The following is a 14,941-nucleotide window of genomic DNA, read 5'->3' on the forward strand; positions in this document are numbered from 1 at the left end:
CAAAAAACCGGCTCATCGCCGGTTTCTCATTTATTCATATCTCACCAAAATGTCTGGTCGCCTATAGATGCTTCCTTCATGTTCTATGTCTATATACGTCCACTTGCCTGTATAGGTTAAAAAGCGATTCCCCTCTTTCTCTACGACCATCGTATCCTCTGATTTCAATCCTGGTAAGGAAGGATTCCAAGTGAATACTTGATGAAGCTGGATCTCTTCCACGGATGAAGGAACTGCAATGATCTCTCTAGACACAAATCCAGTCTTCCCTCCTTGGTGAAGCTTTTTCCAGCTATCAGGAAATCCTTCTTTTTCATATTGAGCAATGCCTGCCTTCAATACATCTCCAATGGTGTTCCCTGGACGAGTGGCCGCATTCATGACCGTGTCAATTCGCGCAAGCCTTTCTTTGTTTTCTTCAAGCTCCTTTGGCAGCTGTCCAAAGTAAACGGATCTTGTGACATTTGCCACGAGTCCATGCCGTTCAGCACAAAGGACAACCAGTGCATGCTTTTGAAGTGCTTTTTCTGTTGGGATCGGGTGGCGATATTGATGAATCCGGTCATCTGTCGCCACGAGCAGCACTTCTATCGTCATCCCCTGCCCGATCGCTCTTTGAGCAACAAGAGAAGCAATTTCATGCTCCGTCTGTCCTGGAACGATTTCTTGACAGACACTTTCTACAATAACAGCTGTGTCATGACAAAGGGTTTCGTATTGGCTGAGCTGTGGTGCTGAAAGGATTGATCGAACACGAGACAAATCGGGTTCGATCCATTCCACTCCTTCCATGTGAATATCCGCACCGATTCGTTTGTCTTTTATGAGTGTTTGAATGTAAGGAGTCTCATCCTCAAACCAATCCATTGTGACGACTTGAAAGGGATGGTCAAAATACGCCATTTCTTCTTCAATGATTCGTTTTTCTTCCATTTGATTCACAACTAGGACAATATCGTCTTTCAACACAAGTAGCTGACAAACGCCCTCTGGCGTGTTTAACACAATGTGGTTTCTTCTTCCTCCTGTAAGCCAAGAAAAGTTATTACGCTTTTGAATGAGAACACCGTCGAGTTGTTTTTCTTCCATTAAAGTTCTTACCTGTTCAATCATCAACTCATCACCTGCCTGTATGGAGTGTTTGAACGAAACGTTTAAATGCTGTTTTCCCTTGCTCTGTTCTTTTAAACACACCCGCCTGCGCGAGTATACGAGAAAAAATGAGGCCGATTTCTTTTTGTAAAATGGTTTCTACGTTGTCCTTCGTAAAGGTATTCTCTTCGATCAGACGCTCTGCCCATGACTCGTGCTTCATGATAGGCGGACAGGCTTTGATTTCTTCAAGAGGGTTTTTGGATAGCAGCGCCGCTTTTAGCTGGCTTAATTCCGCTGCTAATCTTCCAGGAAGCACGGCGAGACCCATGACTTCGATTAATCCGATATTCTCTTTTTTAATATGATGAACTTCTTTGTGCGGATGGAAGATTCCGCCTGGGTGCTGCTTGTCTGTACGATTATTTCGTAGCACGAGATCTAATTCGTACTCATCCCCATGGCGGCGTGCGATCGGTGTAATGGTATTGTGCGGGGTCTCTCCTGTATGTGAGAACAGCCCCGCTTCTGGATCTGAATACATTTTCCACTCATGTAATATAAAATCCGCTGCCTCCGCAAGCGTCTGCTGGTCGCTGCTTTGAAGCCTGATCACTGACATCGGCCATTTCACAATACCCGCCTTCATCCTCGGAAACTTTTCGAGAGAAAACACTTCTTCCATCTTTGCTTTCGCCATCGGAAATTCATGAGCACCTCCTTGAAAGTGGTCATGACTTAATATGCTGCCTCCAACAATGGGAAGATCAGCATTTGATCCTATGAAATAGTGCGGATATATAGATATGAAGGAAAGCAGACGTTCGAAGGTCTTTTTAGATATCTGCATTGGTTCATGCTCGCCCTTGAACACAATACAATGTTCGTTGTAATACACATACGGCGAGAATTGCATAAACCACGACTCATTTGTAAGTGTTACCGGAATAATCCGGTGATTCTGTCTTGCTGGGTGATTGATGCGTCCCCCAAACCCAACGTTTTCTTTACAAAGGAGACAAAGAGGATATTGCTTTTGACTAAGCTGTTTGGCTTCAGCGATCGCTTTTGGGTCCTTTTCCGGTTTCGATAGATTAATCGTGATCTCAAGCTCACCATCTTCTGTCGGTGTAAACCACTGCACATTTTTGGCGATTCTGCCTGTATGAATATAGTGGGCATGCTGCTGCATTTCATAAAACCAGCTTGTCGCTGCCTTTGGTCCGCAATGCTTGCGTTTCTCTTCAAACTTTGCATAGATGACACTCGGAGGCGCCACCAAGCAGCCCATGATTTTGGCATCTAATAAATCACGATACGTATCTGTCCCGTCAGGAATAAGACCTGTTTCAACTGCCCAATCGAGCATCGGCATTAAGATGTCTTCAAGGTCGCTGTCTCCTGAGACTGTTCTTGCCTCAGCATCATCGAGACCAAGCACCTCTAGCAGCCGGTTCCTTGTATAATCCATATCTAGTGGTGATATCAGCTCTTTATTAACCCCATATTGAATCAGCTGTTCTAGCTTTTCAAAAATATCAATCGCCATTCCCTTTGTCTCCTCCCCTGCCTGCTACACGTTACTCACTTTGATAGCCATCTGGATGTTTCTGAAACCAATCCCATGCACTTTGAATGATGGTGTGGAGATCTGCATATTGCGGCTTCCATCCTAGTTCTTTCAGCGCTTTTTCTGATGAAGCAATCAGCTTAGCTGGATCACCCGCACGTCTTTCTGCCACCTGTGCTGGAATGGCATGACCCGTCACTTCTCTTGCGGCTTCCACGACCTGCTTCACAGAGAAGCCTGTGCCGTTCCCTAAGTTGTACGTCGTGCTTCCTTTTCCTTCACGCAGACGCTCAACCGCTAGAATGTGCGCCTCTACTAAATCCATGACATGAATGTAGTCTCTAATGCATGTGCCATCCTCTGTTTCATAATCATCACCGTAAATCATGATTTGATCACGTTTTCCTAAAGCCACTTGCAGAATAATTGGGATTAAATGCGTTTCTGGCTGATGATCTTCACCGACAATCCCTTCTGTATGAGCACCGGCTACATTAAAATAACGAAGCACAACGTATTCGATACCATATGCCTGCTCAGACCACTTCAGCATTTTCTCAATCGCGAGCTTCGTTTCCCCATAAGGATTTGTTGGGTTCGTCTCATCCGTTTCAACGATCGGTACACGCTTTGGTTCACCATATGTCGCAGCAGTTGAAGAGAATACAATGCGTTTCACATCAAATTCATTCATCACCTGAAGTAAAGCCGTTGCCCCTCCGACATTGTTGTCATAGTACTTCAGCGGGTCTGTTACACTTTCTCCAACAAGTGAATCTGCCGCAAAGTGCATGACCGCTTCAATGTCATGTGTTTGAAAAACACTTCTTAAAAAAGCGTGATTCCTTAAATCTCCCTCTTCTAATACGGCACCCTTTACGACTGCCTCTTTATGACCTGTCTGCAAATTATCCACAATCACCACTTGTTCTCCTTTAGCCAAAAGAGCCGCTACCGCATGACTGCCAATAAAACCTGCTCCCCCACATACTAAAATTGCCATCAAAATTCCTCCTTCGTTAATTCTCTAGCGCCGCCTCCAATTCCAGCTGTGTAGAAAGAGGCTTGAATGCCTGTTTTTTCTTGATAAATCGCACCTGTTTCTTCTATAAATGAGTCCAGTAGCTCTTCTTTCACAATGCTGACGGTACAACCCCCAAAGCCAGCACCTGTCATACGAGAACCAATCGCCCCTGGATGTTGCCATGCGGCTTCAGCCAGTGCATCTAGCTCAAGCCCAGTGACTTCATAATCATTCTTTAAAGAAAGGTGAGATGCCTTCATGAGTGCACCTAGTTCTTCCATTTTATCATCTTTCAGAAAATTTACTGCTTTCATGGTCCTCTCGTTTTCCGTGATGGCATGTCTTGCACGTCTTCTACACGTTTCATCTTGTATCAAATGTTCATGCTTAGCGAATTCATCCACTGCGAGCTCACATAAATGCACAATATCTCGTTCTTTTCTAAGATCGTTTAAAGCAGATTGACATTCTGAACGGCGTTCATTGTATTTGGAATCTGCAAGTGTTCGTTTTTTATTTGTATTGGCAATGACAAGTGCCAGACCCTCTTGCCGAAATGGGCTGTATTCAAAGGAAAGCGTGTCACAATTGAGCAAAATAGCGTGACCTTTTTTTCCAAGACTAATTGAAAATTGATCCATAATGCCGCAGTTCACGCCAATAAACTCATTTTCAGCACGCTGCGCAAGAAGGGCTAGGTCGATTTGCGTTACGCCGAATGACGACCATTCATTGATCAAGACAGCCGTGACGAGCTCAATAGAGGCAGAGGATGACAGGCCTGCGCCATTTGGAATATTGCCAGCATACACAATATCAAAGCCTTCTTTCACATCCATGCCTGCTTCGATAAACTGTTGGAATACTCCCTTCGGATAGTTCGCCCAGCCGTCCGATTTTAAGAAAGCGATTTCAAAAAGGTCGAACTCTTTCACACCTTCTTCTTCAAAATTCAAGGAATACATTCTGACGCGTCCATCTGATCGTCTTGCTCCCGCAGCATATGTACCAAGAGTGAGTGCACATGGAAAGACATGGCCCCCATTATAATCTGTGTGTTCACCAATCAGATTGACTCTGCCTGGGGCGAAAAAATAGCGGAGTTCATCCTGATCTCCAAATTGCTGGTGAAATGCTGCTCGTAATGTGTCGATCATATCCATTCCCCTTTTCTCTTCTGATAATCTTATTTTAGTTGCCCCGTCAGCTGAAGTTCAATGGTAAAAAAATCGTTAAAAAATACCCTTTTTTTGCTGTGAATGGTACGATGTGATATGAGGTGTAACATGATTCAAAATAGAAAAAGGTTGTTTTTTGCTGTGAAGGAGGGTTTCCAATTTGAAGAAGGAAGCATTTGCATTTCGTTTTCACCATTCTGATGTGACATTGCCGGCCCAAATCTGGTCTGTTGGCTGGGAAGTTCAATCATCTTCGTTATACAGCTGGAATGGCGTAGAGCGGAAGGATCAGGGCAAGTGCATCTTTCAGCTCACACTGTCTGGACACGGCATGATTGAAATCGGACAGAAACGATTCAAAGTATTGCCTGGACAGGCCTTTCTGGTGAAAAGCCCCAGTGCTTATCAATACTATTTTCCAGAAGACAGTGAACATTGGGAATTTCTCTATTTAACACTTTATGGGGAAGCCTGTGACCTTTGCTTTGATCAATTTATCGATCAAGGAAAGCAGGTCATGCGTTTTCATCCGAATTCCAAACCGATCCGCCTGCTAAAGAAGATTTATGATGAAGCCAGTGAAAGACGGATTACCAATCCATTTGAGGGGTCTAGCCTTGCTTATCAATTTGTCATGGAACTGTATTCATATTTGCCAAAGCTTGAGGGACAAATGGAGAAATGGCCTGAGCCCATCGTCCAAGCGGCCTTATTTGCAAGCCACCATTTTCACGAGGAGATTGGGCCTGACGATATGGCAGCTGCGGCACGTTTATCCAAAAGTCATTTTACGAGGGAATTCAAAAAGGCAACTGGCTTCACACCGATTCATTATTTAACCAATATTCGTTTAGAAAAGGCGGAAACGTTACTGAAAACAACGAAATACTCGATTGAAGAAATCGCCATACAGTGCGGCTACCGAAACGCGAATTACTTGAATAAAGTCTTTCGAAAGAAAATCGGCATGTCTCCAAAGCAACTCCGGGAAACAAGCGATGCATAATAAAAAGCAGCCGCTTTTCAATTGGCTGCTTCTTTTACGCTTTCGTCAGGTCAACACGAATTCTCCCTTGTCTTAAAACAATGGTCATTTGTGTATCAGGGGTCATTAAATTTTCTAAAATGTCCGTCGCTGTTTGAAGCGCAATGTCCATTCGGTTGATCTTTTCCTTTTCTTGTTCAGAAAATGCTTCTGGATGTTCGGTCATTTCCTTGACTAGCCTCAACACTTGTTCATGCTGCTTTTCTGTTTGTTGATATATGGCATCATATAATTCGTCTGGCCTGCTGCTCATTTCACATCACCTATCTTTTTCATGTGTTAAATCGCATCTTCTTTTGTTTTCTTGAAGACGAACCATTTACTAGCGACATAATTGACCACGACAATCACAAAGTTAACAAGAATTTTTGCGACGGTTTCGTTGAGCGCCATTTGGCTCACAAATAAAATCATCAGCCCCAGATCTACACCTAGAGACATGAGACGGACACTAAAAAATGAAGAAAGCTCACGCATCAGGCTTTTTGTGTCACGAGCCTTTTGCTTGAAGACATACTTCTTATTGGTGATATAAGCAAAGAGCACAGCAAATACCCATGAAACAACCGTTGCTGTTTTGTAATCCATAGAAAACATCTCAACGAATAAATAGAAGCTGACTATGTTGACAATGGTTGTACACACACCCATGATCAGATACATGACAACTTCTTGATACTTTTGAAAAAGGCTATACATGTCTTTCTTCATTCCTTCTTGGTGAATTCTGTTTCTTTTAGAATACCATCTTAAGAAGAACTTCCCAAACGAACAATATGTGCGTCCTGTAAAGATGAAATTTGTTCTCGCTGATGGCATATGTCAACCTTATGGGTTTATATGAGTCAAATGATTTAGGTCTTTATCATTATTTTAATTTATAATCTTTTAACTGACTTTACAATTGTTTATTATGAGAAGTAAGAATTCAATATTTATGGGTTTTTTAGTCATTTTTTTAGGGACGTGGTAGGTGATAGATTTTACAAAATAGGTTAAATGTCATCATTTTTCGACAAAAATCTATTTTTGTACTCCATTCACATACACGTACAGTTACTAGACGGTTTGTTCAAGTCATTGGTTGCAGATGAATATGTCTTATTGAACTGGAGGATATTATGGATACGCAAGTGAAAAAAAGAGTTGACGAAGAGTGGGTTTATTTGATTCAAGAAGCGAAAAAAATTGGACTAGGCATCGAGGAAATACAAGCTTTTTTAACATCCAACGGTGATCAGAAGATGATAAACAAACCGTAATCAACGCCGTTATCCTTTGTCTTTCAGATTGCTTTGGCTAAAGTTCTAACCTGTCAATTGACCTTTTAAACATCCTTTCATGACGATACGCTACAATAATTGAACACCTCATCATACCAATCCCTTCCACTCAATGGGGTTCTGTCTTTCTATTTTTAGGAGGACAGTCCGTTCCCTGTTCTTTATATGACCCCTTTTTAGCTGTCATTCATGAAAATTGCCCATTTTCGTTATAAAACCAAGCTCCCCACCCATATATTAAGCATAAGACACAAGAAAGAAGAAAGGTGGGTGGCGCGTGAGTTCAGATTCCCTATCTTATTATCATCAAAAGAAGGATCAATATTATCACGGTGTGAACCCTGTGATTGTCCATCGTATTCGCAAGGAATGGACGTCTATCTTGGATATCGGATGCGGCACAGGCCAGCTTGGAAAAGTCTTAAAACAACAAGACCGTACCATATATGGAATTGAATCTTTTGAAGATGCAGCAAAGCAGGCTGAGAAAGCGCTGGATCATGTTTTATGCGGCAATATTGAACAGATGGCGCTGCCTTATCAGCATGAACAATTTGACTGCATCATTTTCGGAGATGTTCTTGAACATTTATTGGACCCTTGGGCCGTTTTAAAAAAGGTCAAACCTTTTCTGAAAAAGGAAGGGGTCATCTTGTCTTCCATTCCGAATATTGGTCATATTTCAACGGTTTTAGAATTACTGGCTGGGAGATTTTCTTATACAGATGCAGGATTAATGGATCAAACACATTTACGCTTCTTTACCCTTCACGAAATTCATGCCCTCTTTCAGTCAGCCGGGTTTCATGTTCGTGAGCTTGAAACCATTCGTGTACAACACCCTTCCTATACGGGCGTCATGAATGATCTACATGAATTACTCGTAAAACATGGCATCCGTTTTGATTTTAACGAGGCAGCGACAGCCTATCAATACGTGGTTGAGGCGGTTCAACTCAATGAGTAGCCCCACCATCTTATTTGTTTTATGTGTAAATGATGAGTCGATGTTTCAAGCTTGCTTCCGGCAGCTCGCTTCACTTCCTGCTCCGCACGGGTATCATGTAGAGGTTTTGCCCATTAGACATGCATCAAGTATGGCCTCTGGATACAATGAAGCTCTCACTCATCCTGCACAGTTTAAAATTTATCTTCATCAAGATACACTCATCGTCAAACAGCATATGCTTCTCGAGCTGATCCCACTTTTCTTGCAAAATCCGTCACTTGGCATGCTTGGGGTAATAGGTGCAGAAAGTGTGCCAGACAATGGAATCTGGTGGGAGAGCCATGATTGCAGAGGGAAAGTCATTGAATATCGGCACGACACCTATCAGCTACTGACGTTTGAATCTGGTCATCCACAGACAGAGCCCCAAGGTTATATCAAAGCTTCTGCGATTGACGGTCTTTTTATGGCAACACAATATGATATCAAGTGGCGTGAGGATCTTTTAGACGGCTTTCATTTTTATGATGTGTCACAGTCTTTTGAGTTTGCACAGCAGGGATATGAGGTTGGGATTGCAAGGCAAGTGGAGCCCTGGTGTATTCACAAATGCGGAGATCATTTTGATGCAGAAGCATATGAAAAAGCAAGACAAACATTTCTTGCGCATTATCGGTAGAAAGCACCCTTTTCGGGTGCCTTTTTTATGATATACTGTCATAAACAACCAGATCGTCTCATATGCATTGGAGTACCTTGTCCCTAATTCGTACAAAGGAGGAAACAATGGCAGACAAAAACGTTCATTATAAGAAGGTTGCCGCTTCAAAGGATTTTCGAAAACTTCTTGAGGAAAAACGCAGATTTATCGTACCGATGACGATTTTCTTTTTTCTCTTTTACTTTTCACTTCCGGTTGCTACATCCTACTTCACCTTTTTGAACACGCCAGCAATTGGAGCGATCACGTGGGCTTGGTTATTTGCCCTCACGCAATTTGTGATGACATGGGTTTTATGTGGGCTTTATGCAAAAAAAGCAGCTCAGTTCGACAAATATGTAAGCGCTTTAAAAACTGAATCTAGAGGTGATGACGAATGAGTATGACCGCTTTTATTTTATTCATAGCGATCGTAGGGCTCACATTGGTCATCACGTATTTTGCTGCGAAAAAAACAAGCAATGCGAGCGATTTTTACACCGCAGGCGGCGGTCTGACTGGGTTTCAGAACGGCCTTGCCATTGCCGGGGACTATATGTCTGCTGCTTCATTTTTAGGGATCGCCGGCATGATCGCCTTAAATGGATTTGACGGCTTTTTCTATAGTATTGGCTTTCTTGTAGCGTATCTTGTCGTCCTTTATGTCGTGGCTGAACCACTGCGAAATCTAGGAAAATATACGATGGCTGATATGATTGCTGCACGATTTAAGCGTCCTGCCATTAGAGGCGTGGCTGCTTTTAACACCATCACGGTATCCACTTTTTATATGATTGCCCAGCTTGTTGGGGCAGGTGCTTTAATTAAACTGCTTCTTGGCATTGATTATTGGATCGCTGTATTAATTGTAGGTGTTTTGATGACCATTTATGTCGTGTTTGGCGGCATGATCGCCACCAGCTGGGTACAGATCACGAAAGCTGTGCTTCTCATGCTGGGCACGCTGATTATTTCGCTGCTTGTGTTTGCCAAGTTTGATTTTAGCCTGCTGAAGATGTTTGAGCAGATGAAAACAGCGACCCCGCTTGGTGAAGCTTTTCTTCACCCGGGAAATAAATATGATGTGCCTTTAGAGACCCTGTCTCTGAACCTTGCCCTTGTGCTAGGAACAGCAGGTTTGCCGCACATTTTGATCCGTTTTTATACAGTAAAGGATGCCATTTCTGCGCGTAAATCTGTTCTATCCGCTACGTGGATCATCGGGATTTTTTATTTAATGACGGTTTTCCTCGGCTTCGGTGCCGCAGCTTTTGTCGGAACAGATGCAATTACGGCAGCCGATGCAGCAGGAAACATGGCCGCTCCACTACTCGCCCAAGCGCTTGGAGGAGATTTATTATTTGCCTTTGTTTCCGCTATTGCCTTTGCGACCATTTTGGCAGTGGTGACCGGTCTTGTTTTATCCGCCGCGTCTGCCTTTGCCCATGATTTTTATAGCCAGATTATCCGCAAAGGAAAAGCGAGTGAACGTGAACAGGTGAAGGCGGCACGCTTTGCTTCCATCGGCGTGGCCATCCTTTCCATCATTCTTGCATTATTTGCGCAATCTTTAAACGTCGCTTTTCTTGTATCTCTTGCCTTCGCAGTGGCAGCAAGTGCGAATTTACCGTTGATTATCTTCACTGTCTTTTGGAAACGATTTAACTCAACAGGTGCTATCGCAGGAAGCTTAACAGGTCTTCTGAGCGCACTCCTGATCGTGTCACTCAGCCCAAGCGTCTGGGACCCATCAGGGGCAGCAATTTTCACAGGAGAGCCGCTTATCCCACTATCGAACCCTGGGATTATCTCGATCCCGCTCGGATTCCTTGCAGCTTACTTAGGCACCATTTTCTCCTCTGAAAAAGCAGATGAAGACACCTTTACAGAAATTCAAGTAAAAGCACACACAGGTATGCATATGGATACAGATTGATGAGAAAAAGCCGGCTGCTCTGCCGGCTTTTTAATATCGCTGGAATAACTCTGGGTTTTTCGGGACGTTTTCTAAATAAACGATCTTTCCTTGATCATCCAGCTCCGCAATATCAATGCCTTCTGCTGTATATACACGACCGTCTGTTAACTTTCCGCAAACAGCCCAGTTTGTTTCATACTTCCCATCTTCTCGTTTCACCCAGCCATCCCACATGTGCTTAATGTCTTCATGTACGTGGAAAAATGTGTTCAAAAACTGTGTGAACGCTTGGATGCCAGGCTTTTCAGCACCATTTAAGACAATCATGACATCATCTGAAAACAATGCCAACAATTCGTTCATTTGCTCTTGCCCTTTTCCCGCTTCATCATATCGGCGAAAATACGTATCGAGCACTTCCATCATTCATTCTCCTTTATTTACCTGTCATTTCGAAAATAATCAAACAATTAGATTGTACACAATTGTATCTCTTCTGTCTATTTTTCACGCAGATAAGAAAAGACATGGATGAGTTAATCCATGTCTTTTACAGATGAAAGAGCTGCTTTCTCTGACTCGACAAGAGATGTTAGTTCTTCCGCAGCTTTTTTCGGATCAGCGCTTTGGCTAATGGCGCTGATGATGCTAATGCCATCGGCTCCCGCTTGGATGACTGGTGCCGCATTTTCATATGTGATACCGCCGATACCCACAATGGGAATGTGAAGACCATGTTGACGTACTTCGTTGATTAAAGAAACACCCTGGACACTGCGTGTATCCTTTTTTGTTTCTGTAGGATAGACTGGACCCATCCCAACGTAATCTGCCCCGTCCTTCATCGCTTGTCTCACTTCATCTAGATTGTGCGTGGACACGCCTAATATTTTATTCCCGATCCTTTGCCGTACGTCTAGTGCAAGTGTATCTTCCTGCCCAACATGGACACCATCTGCATCAAGATCGATTGCAAGCTGTACATCATCATTTACGATAAAGGGAATATTCGCTTCTTGGCAAAGTGCTTGAATCTGATGAGCGATTTTTTTCTTTTCTTCACCTTGCAGAGCACCTTCACCCTTTTCACGAAACTGAAACATCGTGATCCCGCCTTGAATGGCCTCTTTTACCACATCAAGCGGATGCCGGCTTGTATTCGCTGTTCCCATAATAAAATAAACCGATAATTGCTGTTTGATTAGCTGCTGATCAACCTTCGTCATGCAAAACTCCCCCTATTTTCCCTAACGTGATTACATCTTGACCATTTGTATTGGACAGCGCGTTTAGCAATTCGATTTGAAAGGTCCCTGGCCCTTTCTCATCTGTCTGCTGAGCTGCCTTTTCTGCAGCGACACCATAAAACAGCAGAGCTGATGCCGACGCATGAATTGGACGTTCCCCTGTTGCACAAAATGCCCCTATGACAGAGGTGAGTAAACAGCCAGTCCCTGTCACCTTGGTTAACCATTCGTGTCCATTATGAATAGATAGAACCTCTTCTCCATCTGACACGACATCCACTTTCCCCGTAATCGCCACAACGGTTTGAAGTGCTTTTGCCGCCTGCTTTGCTAAAGACGATACATCTCCATTTGCCCCTTTTGCATCAACCCCTTTTGACTGCCAGCCATTCACTCCAATTAAATGAGCCATTTCAGCAGCATTCCCTCTAACAACAGTGATGTCCACTTGCTGTAACAGCTGTTTCGCCGCACTCGTCCGAAACGTTGTCGCACCAACACCAACAGGATCTAATAGAACCGGTACACCTTTTTCATTGGCCGCTTGTCCAGCAATGACCATTGCCTCCACTGTATCCTTTGTTAGTGTGCCAATATTCAGCACAAGTGCATCCGCTAATTGCGCCATTTCTGCCACTTCTTCTTTAGCGTTTGCCATGACTGGAGAAGCACCTAAAGCAAGCAGTCCATTCGCTGTAAAGTTCGTCACAACTTGGTTGGTGATATTATGAACAAGCGGATTTTCCGCTCGAACCTTTTCCAAAAGATGAGACACGCAGCTTAATTTCATCTGTATCGTCCTCCCTTTTACTCTGCATCCCACACATAGGATTTTGTATGCTTTAACCATTCTCTTGCAGCAAAGGACAAGTAGCGGTCCTTTCGCCAAATGACACCCAAATGCCACGGAATAGACGGATTTAAGGAAATGATCCTCACTTTATCTGGATCTAGATCACGGCAAATCCGTTCAGGCAGAAGCCCAATCCCAAGATTCTCAGCAACCATTTCACTGATGAAATCCCATTGTGACGTTTCATAAATAACGTTCGGCCTGAATCCAGCATTCATACATTCATTTAAGATTCGGCTGTGCAGAACGAAATCTTCTCGAAAGAAAATAAAAGACTCTTCCTTTAAATCAGCCAAATGAACCTCACCACGTCCTGCCATCGGATGTGATGGATGGGTGACAAGCTTCATATTCTCTTTAATGATGGTGTATGTATGAAAAATTTTATCATTTGCAGGCAGAACAATGACACCAATATCTAATGATCCATCCTCTACCCCTTCCTCTACTTTAATGGAGCCGTGCTCCACCAATTGAAAGGTGACATCTGGATACTGCTGGCGGAATTCTCCCATCACATTTGGGAAAAAGCTTGATCCAATCATGGGCGGCAGTCCTATTCGGATATGTCCTTTTTTCACATTCATTAAATCATTTAATTCACTCGTTAAATTCTGAAAGGATTGTGTGATTTCACTCGCCTGTGTATACATGGTTTGTCCAGCATCTGTCATTTCAACCTGTCTGCCATTACGGTAAAACAACTGCACACCTAGCTCATCCTCTAGGTTTTTGACCATCTTGGAAATGGTCGGCTGCGACACATAGAGCGATTGTGATGCTTTCGTAAAACTCTTTAACCGTGCCACTTCTAAGAAATATGTTAAATGTCTGATGTCCACATGGTTCACCCTTTCTATAGACAAAAGGAATACTAACTATTCAATATATGTATTTTACCTATAATAGAACGTGCTGTACACTTTAAAGTAAGCTCACCGATTAGAACGTTGTGTTGTTTTTGTGAAACAGTGAACAATTTATATAGAAAAAGGAGTGAACAGAAAGTGCAATTGCTCAAAACGTCGCTGATTGCTACCCTTCAGATTATGGCTTTATTTGCTTTTGCGAAATTGATGAATGTGCTGGCGGCCTTTTTGCATTTAAGAATTCCGGGCACGATCTTAGGCATTCTTGTCATTTTCTTATTACTTCATTTTAACATCATTAAATTAAAATGGATTGAACTTGGCGCCGTATGGCTGCTCGGAGAACTGCTACTCTTCTTTATCCCTTCAGCAGTAGGTGTGATTGATTACGGAACATTACTTTCTCAATCTGGCACAAGTATTGTCCTTGTGGTTTTACTTAGTACCTTTGTGGTCATGCTCTCGACTGGCATAATGACGCAGATGATTGCGAAAAGAAAGGAGCGAAAAAAGCTATGTTAGTTGGTGGACTATTCTTGATCCTAACCATTCTGATCTATCTCGGATCAAAAGCGGTTTATAAACGTCACCCGAAAGTCTATGTCTCCCCTTTACTTGTGACACCGGTTGTTCTTGTGGTCTTGCTGTTAATCGTGAACATTCCTTACGATGCTTACAATCAAGGCGGAAAATGGCTGACAAATATGCTTCAACCTGCGACTGTGGCATTTGCCATTCCTTTATATAAGTATTTTCACATTCTGAAGAAGCATGCAGTAGAAATTATTTTAAATGTGGCTTGCGGTTCTATCGTTGCGATTTTATCAACAGCGTTTATCGCCAAATTGTTTCATTTGGATACGAGTCTGATCGAGAGCCTCGTCCCAAGATCCGTCACAACACCTGTTGCAATGAGTGTGTCTGAAATGATTGGCGGGATGCCGTCCGTTACGGCTGTCTTCGTCATTTTAACAGCATTATTTGGCTCAATCATTGGACCATTGGTTATCCGTTATTTCCGTATTGATAATGACATTGCAATGGGCGTTCTGCTTGGTACAGGAGCACATGGTGCAGGCACATCGAAGGCCTTTGAACTGAGCTCCGTCTCAGGCACGATCTCAAGTGTGTCCATGATCATTTCGGCCATTATTACATTATGTGCAGCGCCTATCCTGATGTCGTTTGCCCTATAGAAAAAGCCATTTCCCCT

At 43.1% G+C, this 14,941-nt stretch carries 18 protein-coding genes; 8 read left to right on the plus strand and 10 right to left on the minus strand.

What is annotated here, in order from left to right:
* Nucleotides 1-30 precede the first annotated feature (30 nt).
* From NST01_RS18000 to NST01_RS18015, 4 genes are read right to left on the minus strand one after another with little or no spacing between them, the layout of a single operon-like run.
* Nucleotides 31-1,113: a M24 family metallopeptidase gene (locus NST01_RS18000; protein WP_341042318.1), complete on the minus strand. Its 1,083-nt coding sequence runs from the start codon at nt 1,111-1,113 to the stop codon at nt 31-33.
* A 7-nt stretch (nt 1,114-1,120) separates the two neighbouring features.
* Nucleotides 1,121-2,641, minus strand: a complete 1,521-nt coding sequence (galT, locus tag NST01_RS18005; RefSeq protein ID WP_341042321.1) for a UDP-glucose--hexose-1-phosphate uridylyltransferase — start codon at nt 2,639-2,641, stop codon at nt 1,121-1,123.
* Nucleotides 2,642-2,672: 31 nt separating this feature from the next.
* Nucleotides 2,673-3,665 carry a UDP-glucose 4-epimerase GalE gene (gene galE / locus NST01_RS18010; RefSeq protein WP_017360139.1) on the minus strand — a complete coding sequence of 331 codons (993 nt, stop codon included), beginning with the start codon at nt 3,663-3,665 and terminating at the stop codon, nt 2,673-2,675.
* Complete coding sequence (locus NST01_RS18015; protein WP_445662197.1) at nt 3,665-4,843, minus strand: galactokinase; 1,179 nt, start codon at nt 4,841-4,843, stop codon at nt 3,665-3,667. The genes galE and NST01_RS18015 overlap by 1 nt, the downstream gene beginning before the upstream one ends.
* A 181-nt stretch (nt 4,844-5,024) precedes the next feature.
* Here NST01_RS18015 and NST01_RS18020 point away from each other — a divergent pair, with 181 nt between their 5' ends.
* Nucleotides 5,025-5,870 (plus strand): AraC family transcriptional regulator, encoded by an 846-nt coding sequence (locus NST01_RS18020; RefSeq protein ID WP_007497828.1) that lies wholly within the window; start codon nt 5,025-5,027, stop codon nt 5,868-5,870.
* A 34-nt stretch (nt 5,871-5,904) separates the two neighbouring features.
* On the opposite strand, the gene NST01_RS18025 is transcribed toward NST01_RS18020, so the two are convergent.
* Both NST01_RS18025 and NST01_RS18030 read right to left on the minus strand, forming a co-directional pair.
* On the minus strand, nt 5,905-6,162 hold the full coding sequence (locus NST01_RS18025; RefSeq protein WP_048001150.1) for a hypothetical protein: 258 nt from the start codon (nt 6,160-6,162) through the stop codon (nt 5,905-5,907).
* 26 nt (nt 6,163-6,188) lie between these two features.
* Nucleotides 6,189-6,572 carry a GtrA family protein gene (locus NST01_RS18030; RefSeq protein ID WP_024719496.1) on the minus strand — a complete coding sequence of 128 codons (384 nt, stop codon included), beginning with the start codon at nt 6,570-6,572 and terminating at the stop codon, nt 6,189-6,191.
* 458 nt (nt 6,573-7,030) lie between these two features.
* On the opposite strand from NST01_RS18030, the gene NST01_RS18035 reads away from it, so the two are divergent.
* From NST01_RS18035 to NST01_RS18055, 5 genes are all read left to right on the plus strand, one after another.
* Nucleotides 7,031-7,171, plus strand: coding sequence for an anti-repressor SinI family protein (locus tag NST01_RS18035; RefSeq protein WP_099496932.1), 141 nt, complete (start codon nt 7,031-7,033; stop codon nt 7,169-7,171).
* Nucleotides 7,172-7,469: 298 nt separating this feature from the next.
* Nucleotides 7,470-8,159: a class I SAM-dependent methyltransferase gene (locus NST01_RS18040; RefSeq protein ID WP_017368290.1), complete on the plus strand. Its 690-nt coding sequence runs from the start codon at nt 7,470-7,472 to the stop codon at nt 8,157-8,159.
* On the plus strand, nt 8,152-8,820 hold the full coding sequence (locus NST01_RS18045; RefSeq protein WP_035389886.1) for a glycosyltransferase family protein: 669 nt from the start codon (nt 8,152-8,154) through the stop codon (nt 8,818-8,820). Before NST01_RS18040 ends, NST01_RS18045 begins: the two co-directional genes overlap by 8 nt.
* A gap of 107 nt (nt 8,821-8,927) precedes the next feature.
* Nucleotides 8,928-9,242, plus strand: coding sequence for a DUF485 domain-containing protein (locus NST01_RS18050; RefSeq protein WP_025208191.1), 315 nt, complete (start codon nt 8,928-8,930; stop codon nt 9,240-9,242).
* A complete protein-coding gene (locus tag NST01_RS18055) occupies nt 9,239-10,777 on the plus strand; it encodes a solute symporter family protein (RefSeq protein WP_007497838.1) in 1,539 nt (512 codons plus the stop codon). The genes NST01_RS18050 and NST01_RS18055 overlap by 4 nt, the downstream gene beginning before the upstream one ends.
* Nucleotides 10,778-10,807: 30 nt before the next feature.
* Here the strand turns inward: NST01_RS18055 and NST01_RS18060 are convergent, their stop codons facing one another.
* The 4 genes from NST01_RS18060 to cidR all read right to left on the minus strand — a co-directional run bounded on the left by NST01_RS18060 (nt 10,808) and on the right by cidR (nt 13,701).
* Nucleotides 10,808-11,182: a nuclear transport factor 2 family protein gene (locus NST01_RS18060; RefSeq protein ID WP_008345523.1), complete on the minus strand. Its 375-nt coding sequence runs from the start codon at nt 11,180-11,182 to the stop codon at nt 10,808-10,810.
* Between the two features lie 113 nt (nt 11,183-11,295).
* Nucleotides 11,296-11,985, minus strand: a complete 690-nt coding sequence (thiE, locus tag NST01_RS18065; RefSeq protein WP_081114246.1) for a thiamine phosphate synthase — start codon at nt 11,983-11,985, stop codon at nt 11,296-11,298.
* Entirely contained in the window at nt 11,972-12,796 is an 825-nt protein-coding gene (gene thiM, locus NST01_RS18070; protein WP_081114247.1) for a hydroxyethylthiazole kinase, read from the minus strand. Before thiM ends, thiE begins: the two co-directional genes overlap by 14 nt.
* A 17-nt stretch (nt 12,797-12,813) precedes the next feature.
* A complete protein-coding gene (gene cidR, locus NST01_RS18075) occupies nt 12,814-13,701 on the minus strand; it encodes a cidABC operon transcriptional activator CidR (protein ID WP_017360156.1) in 888 nt (295 codons plus the stop codon).
* Nucleotides 13,702-13,866: 165 nt separating this feature from the next.
* On the opposite strand from cidR, the gene NST01_RS18080 reads away from it, so the two are divergent.
* Together NST01_RS18080 and NST01_RS18085 are read left to right on the plus strand one after the other, a co-directional pair.
* Nucleotides 13,867-14,250 carry a CidA/LrgA family holin-like protein gene (locus NST01_RS18080; protein ID WP_017368298.1) on the plus strand — a complete coding sequence of 128 codons (384 nt, stop codon included), beginning with the start codon at nt 13,867-13,869 and terminating at the stop codon, nt 14,248-14,250.
* The gene (locus tag NST01_RS18085; RefSeq protein WP_007497850.1) at nt 14,244-14,924 is read left to right on the plus strand and encodes a CidB/LrgB family autolysis modulator; all 681 of its coding nucleotides are present in this window, start codon (nt 14,244-14,246) and stop codon (nt 14,922-14,924) included. The genes NST01_RS18080 and NST01_RS18085 overlap by 7 nt, the downstream gene beginning before the upstream one ends.
* The last annotated feature ends 17 nt before the right edge of the window (nt 14,925-14,941 follow it).

Origin of the sequence: Bacillus sp. FSL R7-0166, from assembly GCF_038008935.1 — a bacterium.
Taxonomy (GTDB): Bacteria; Bacillota; Bacilli; order Bacillales; family Bacillaceae; genus Bacillus; species Bacillus altitudinis.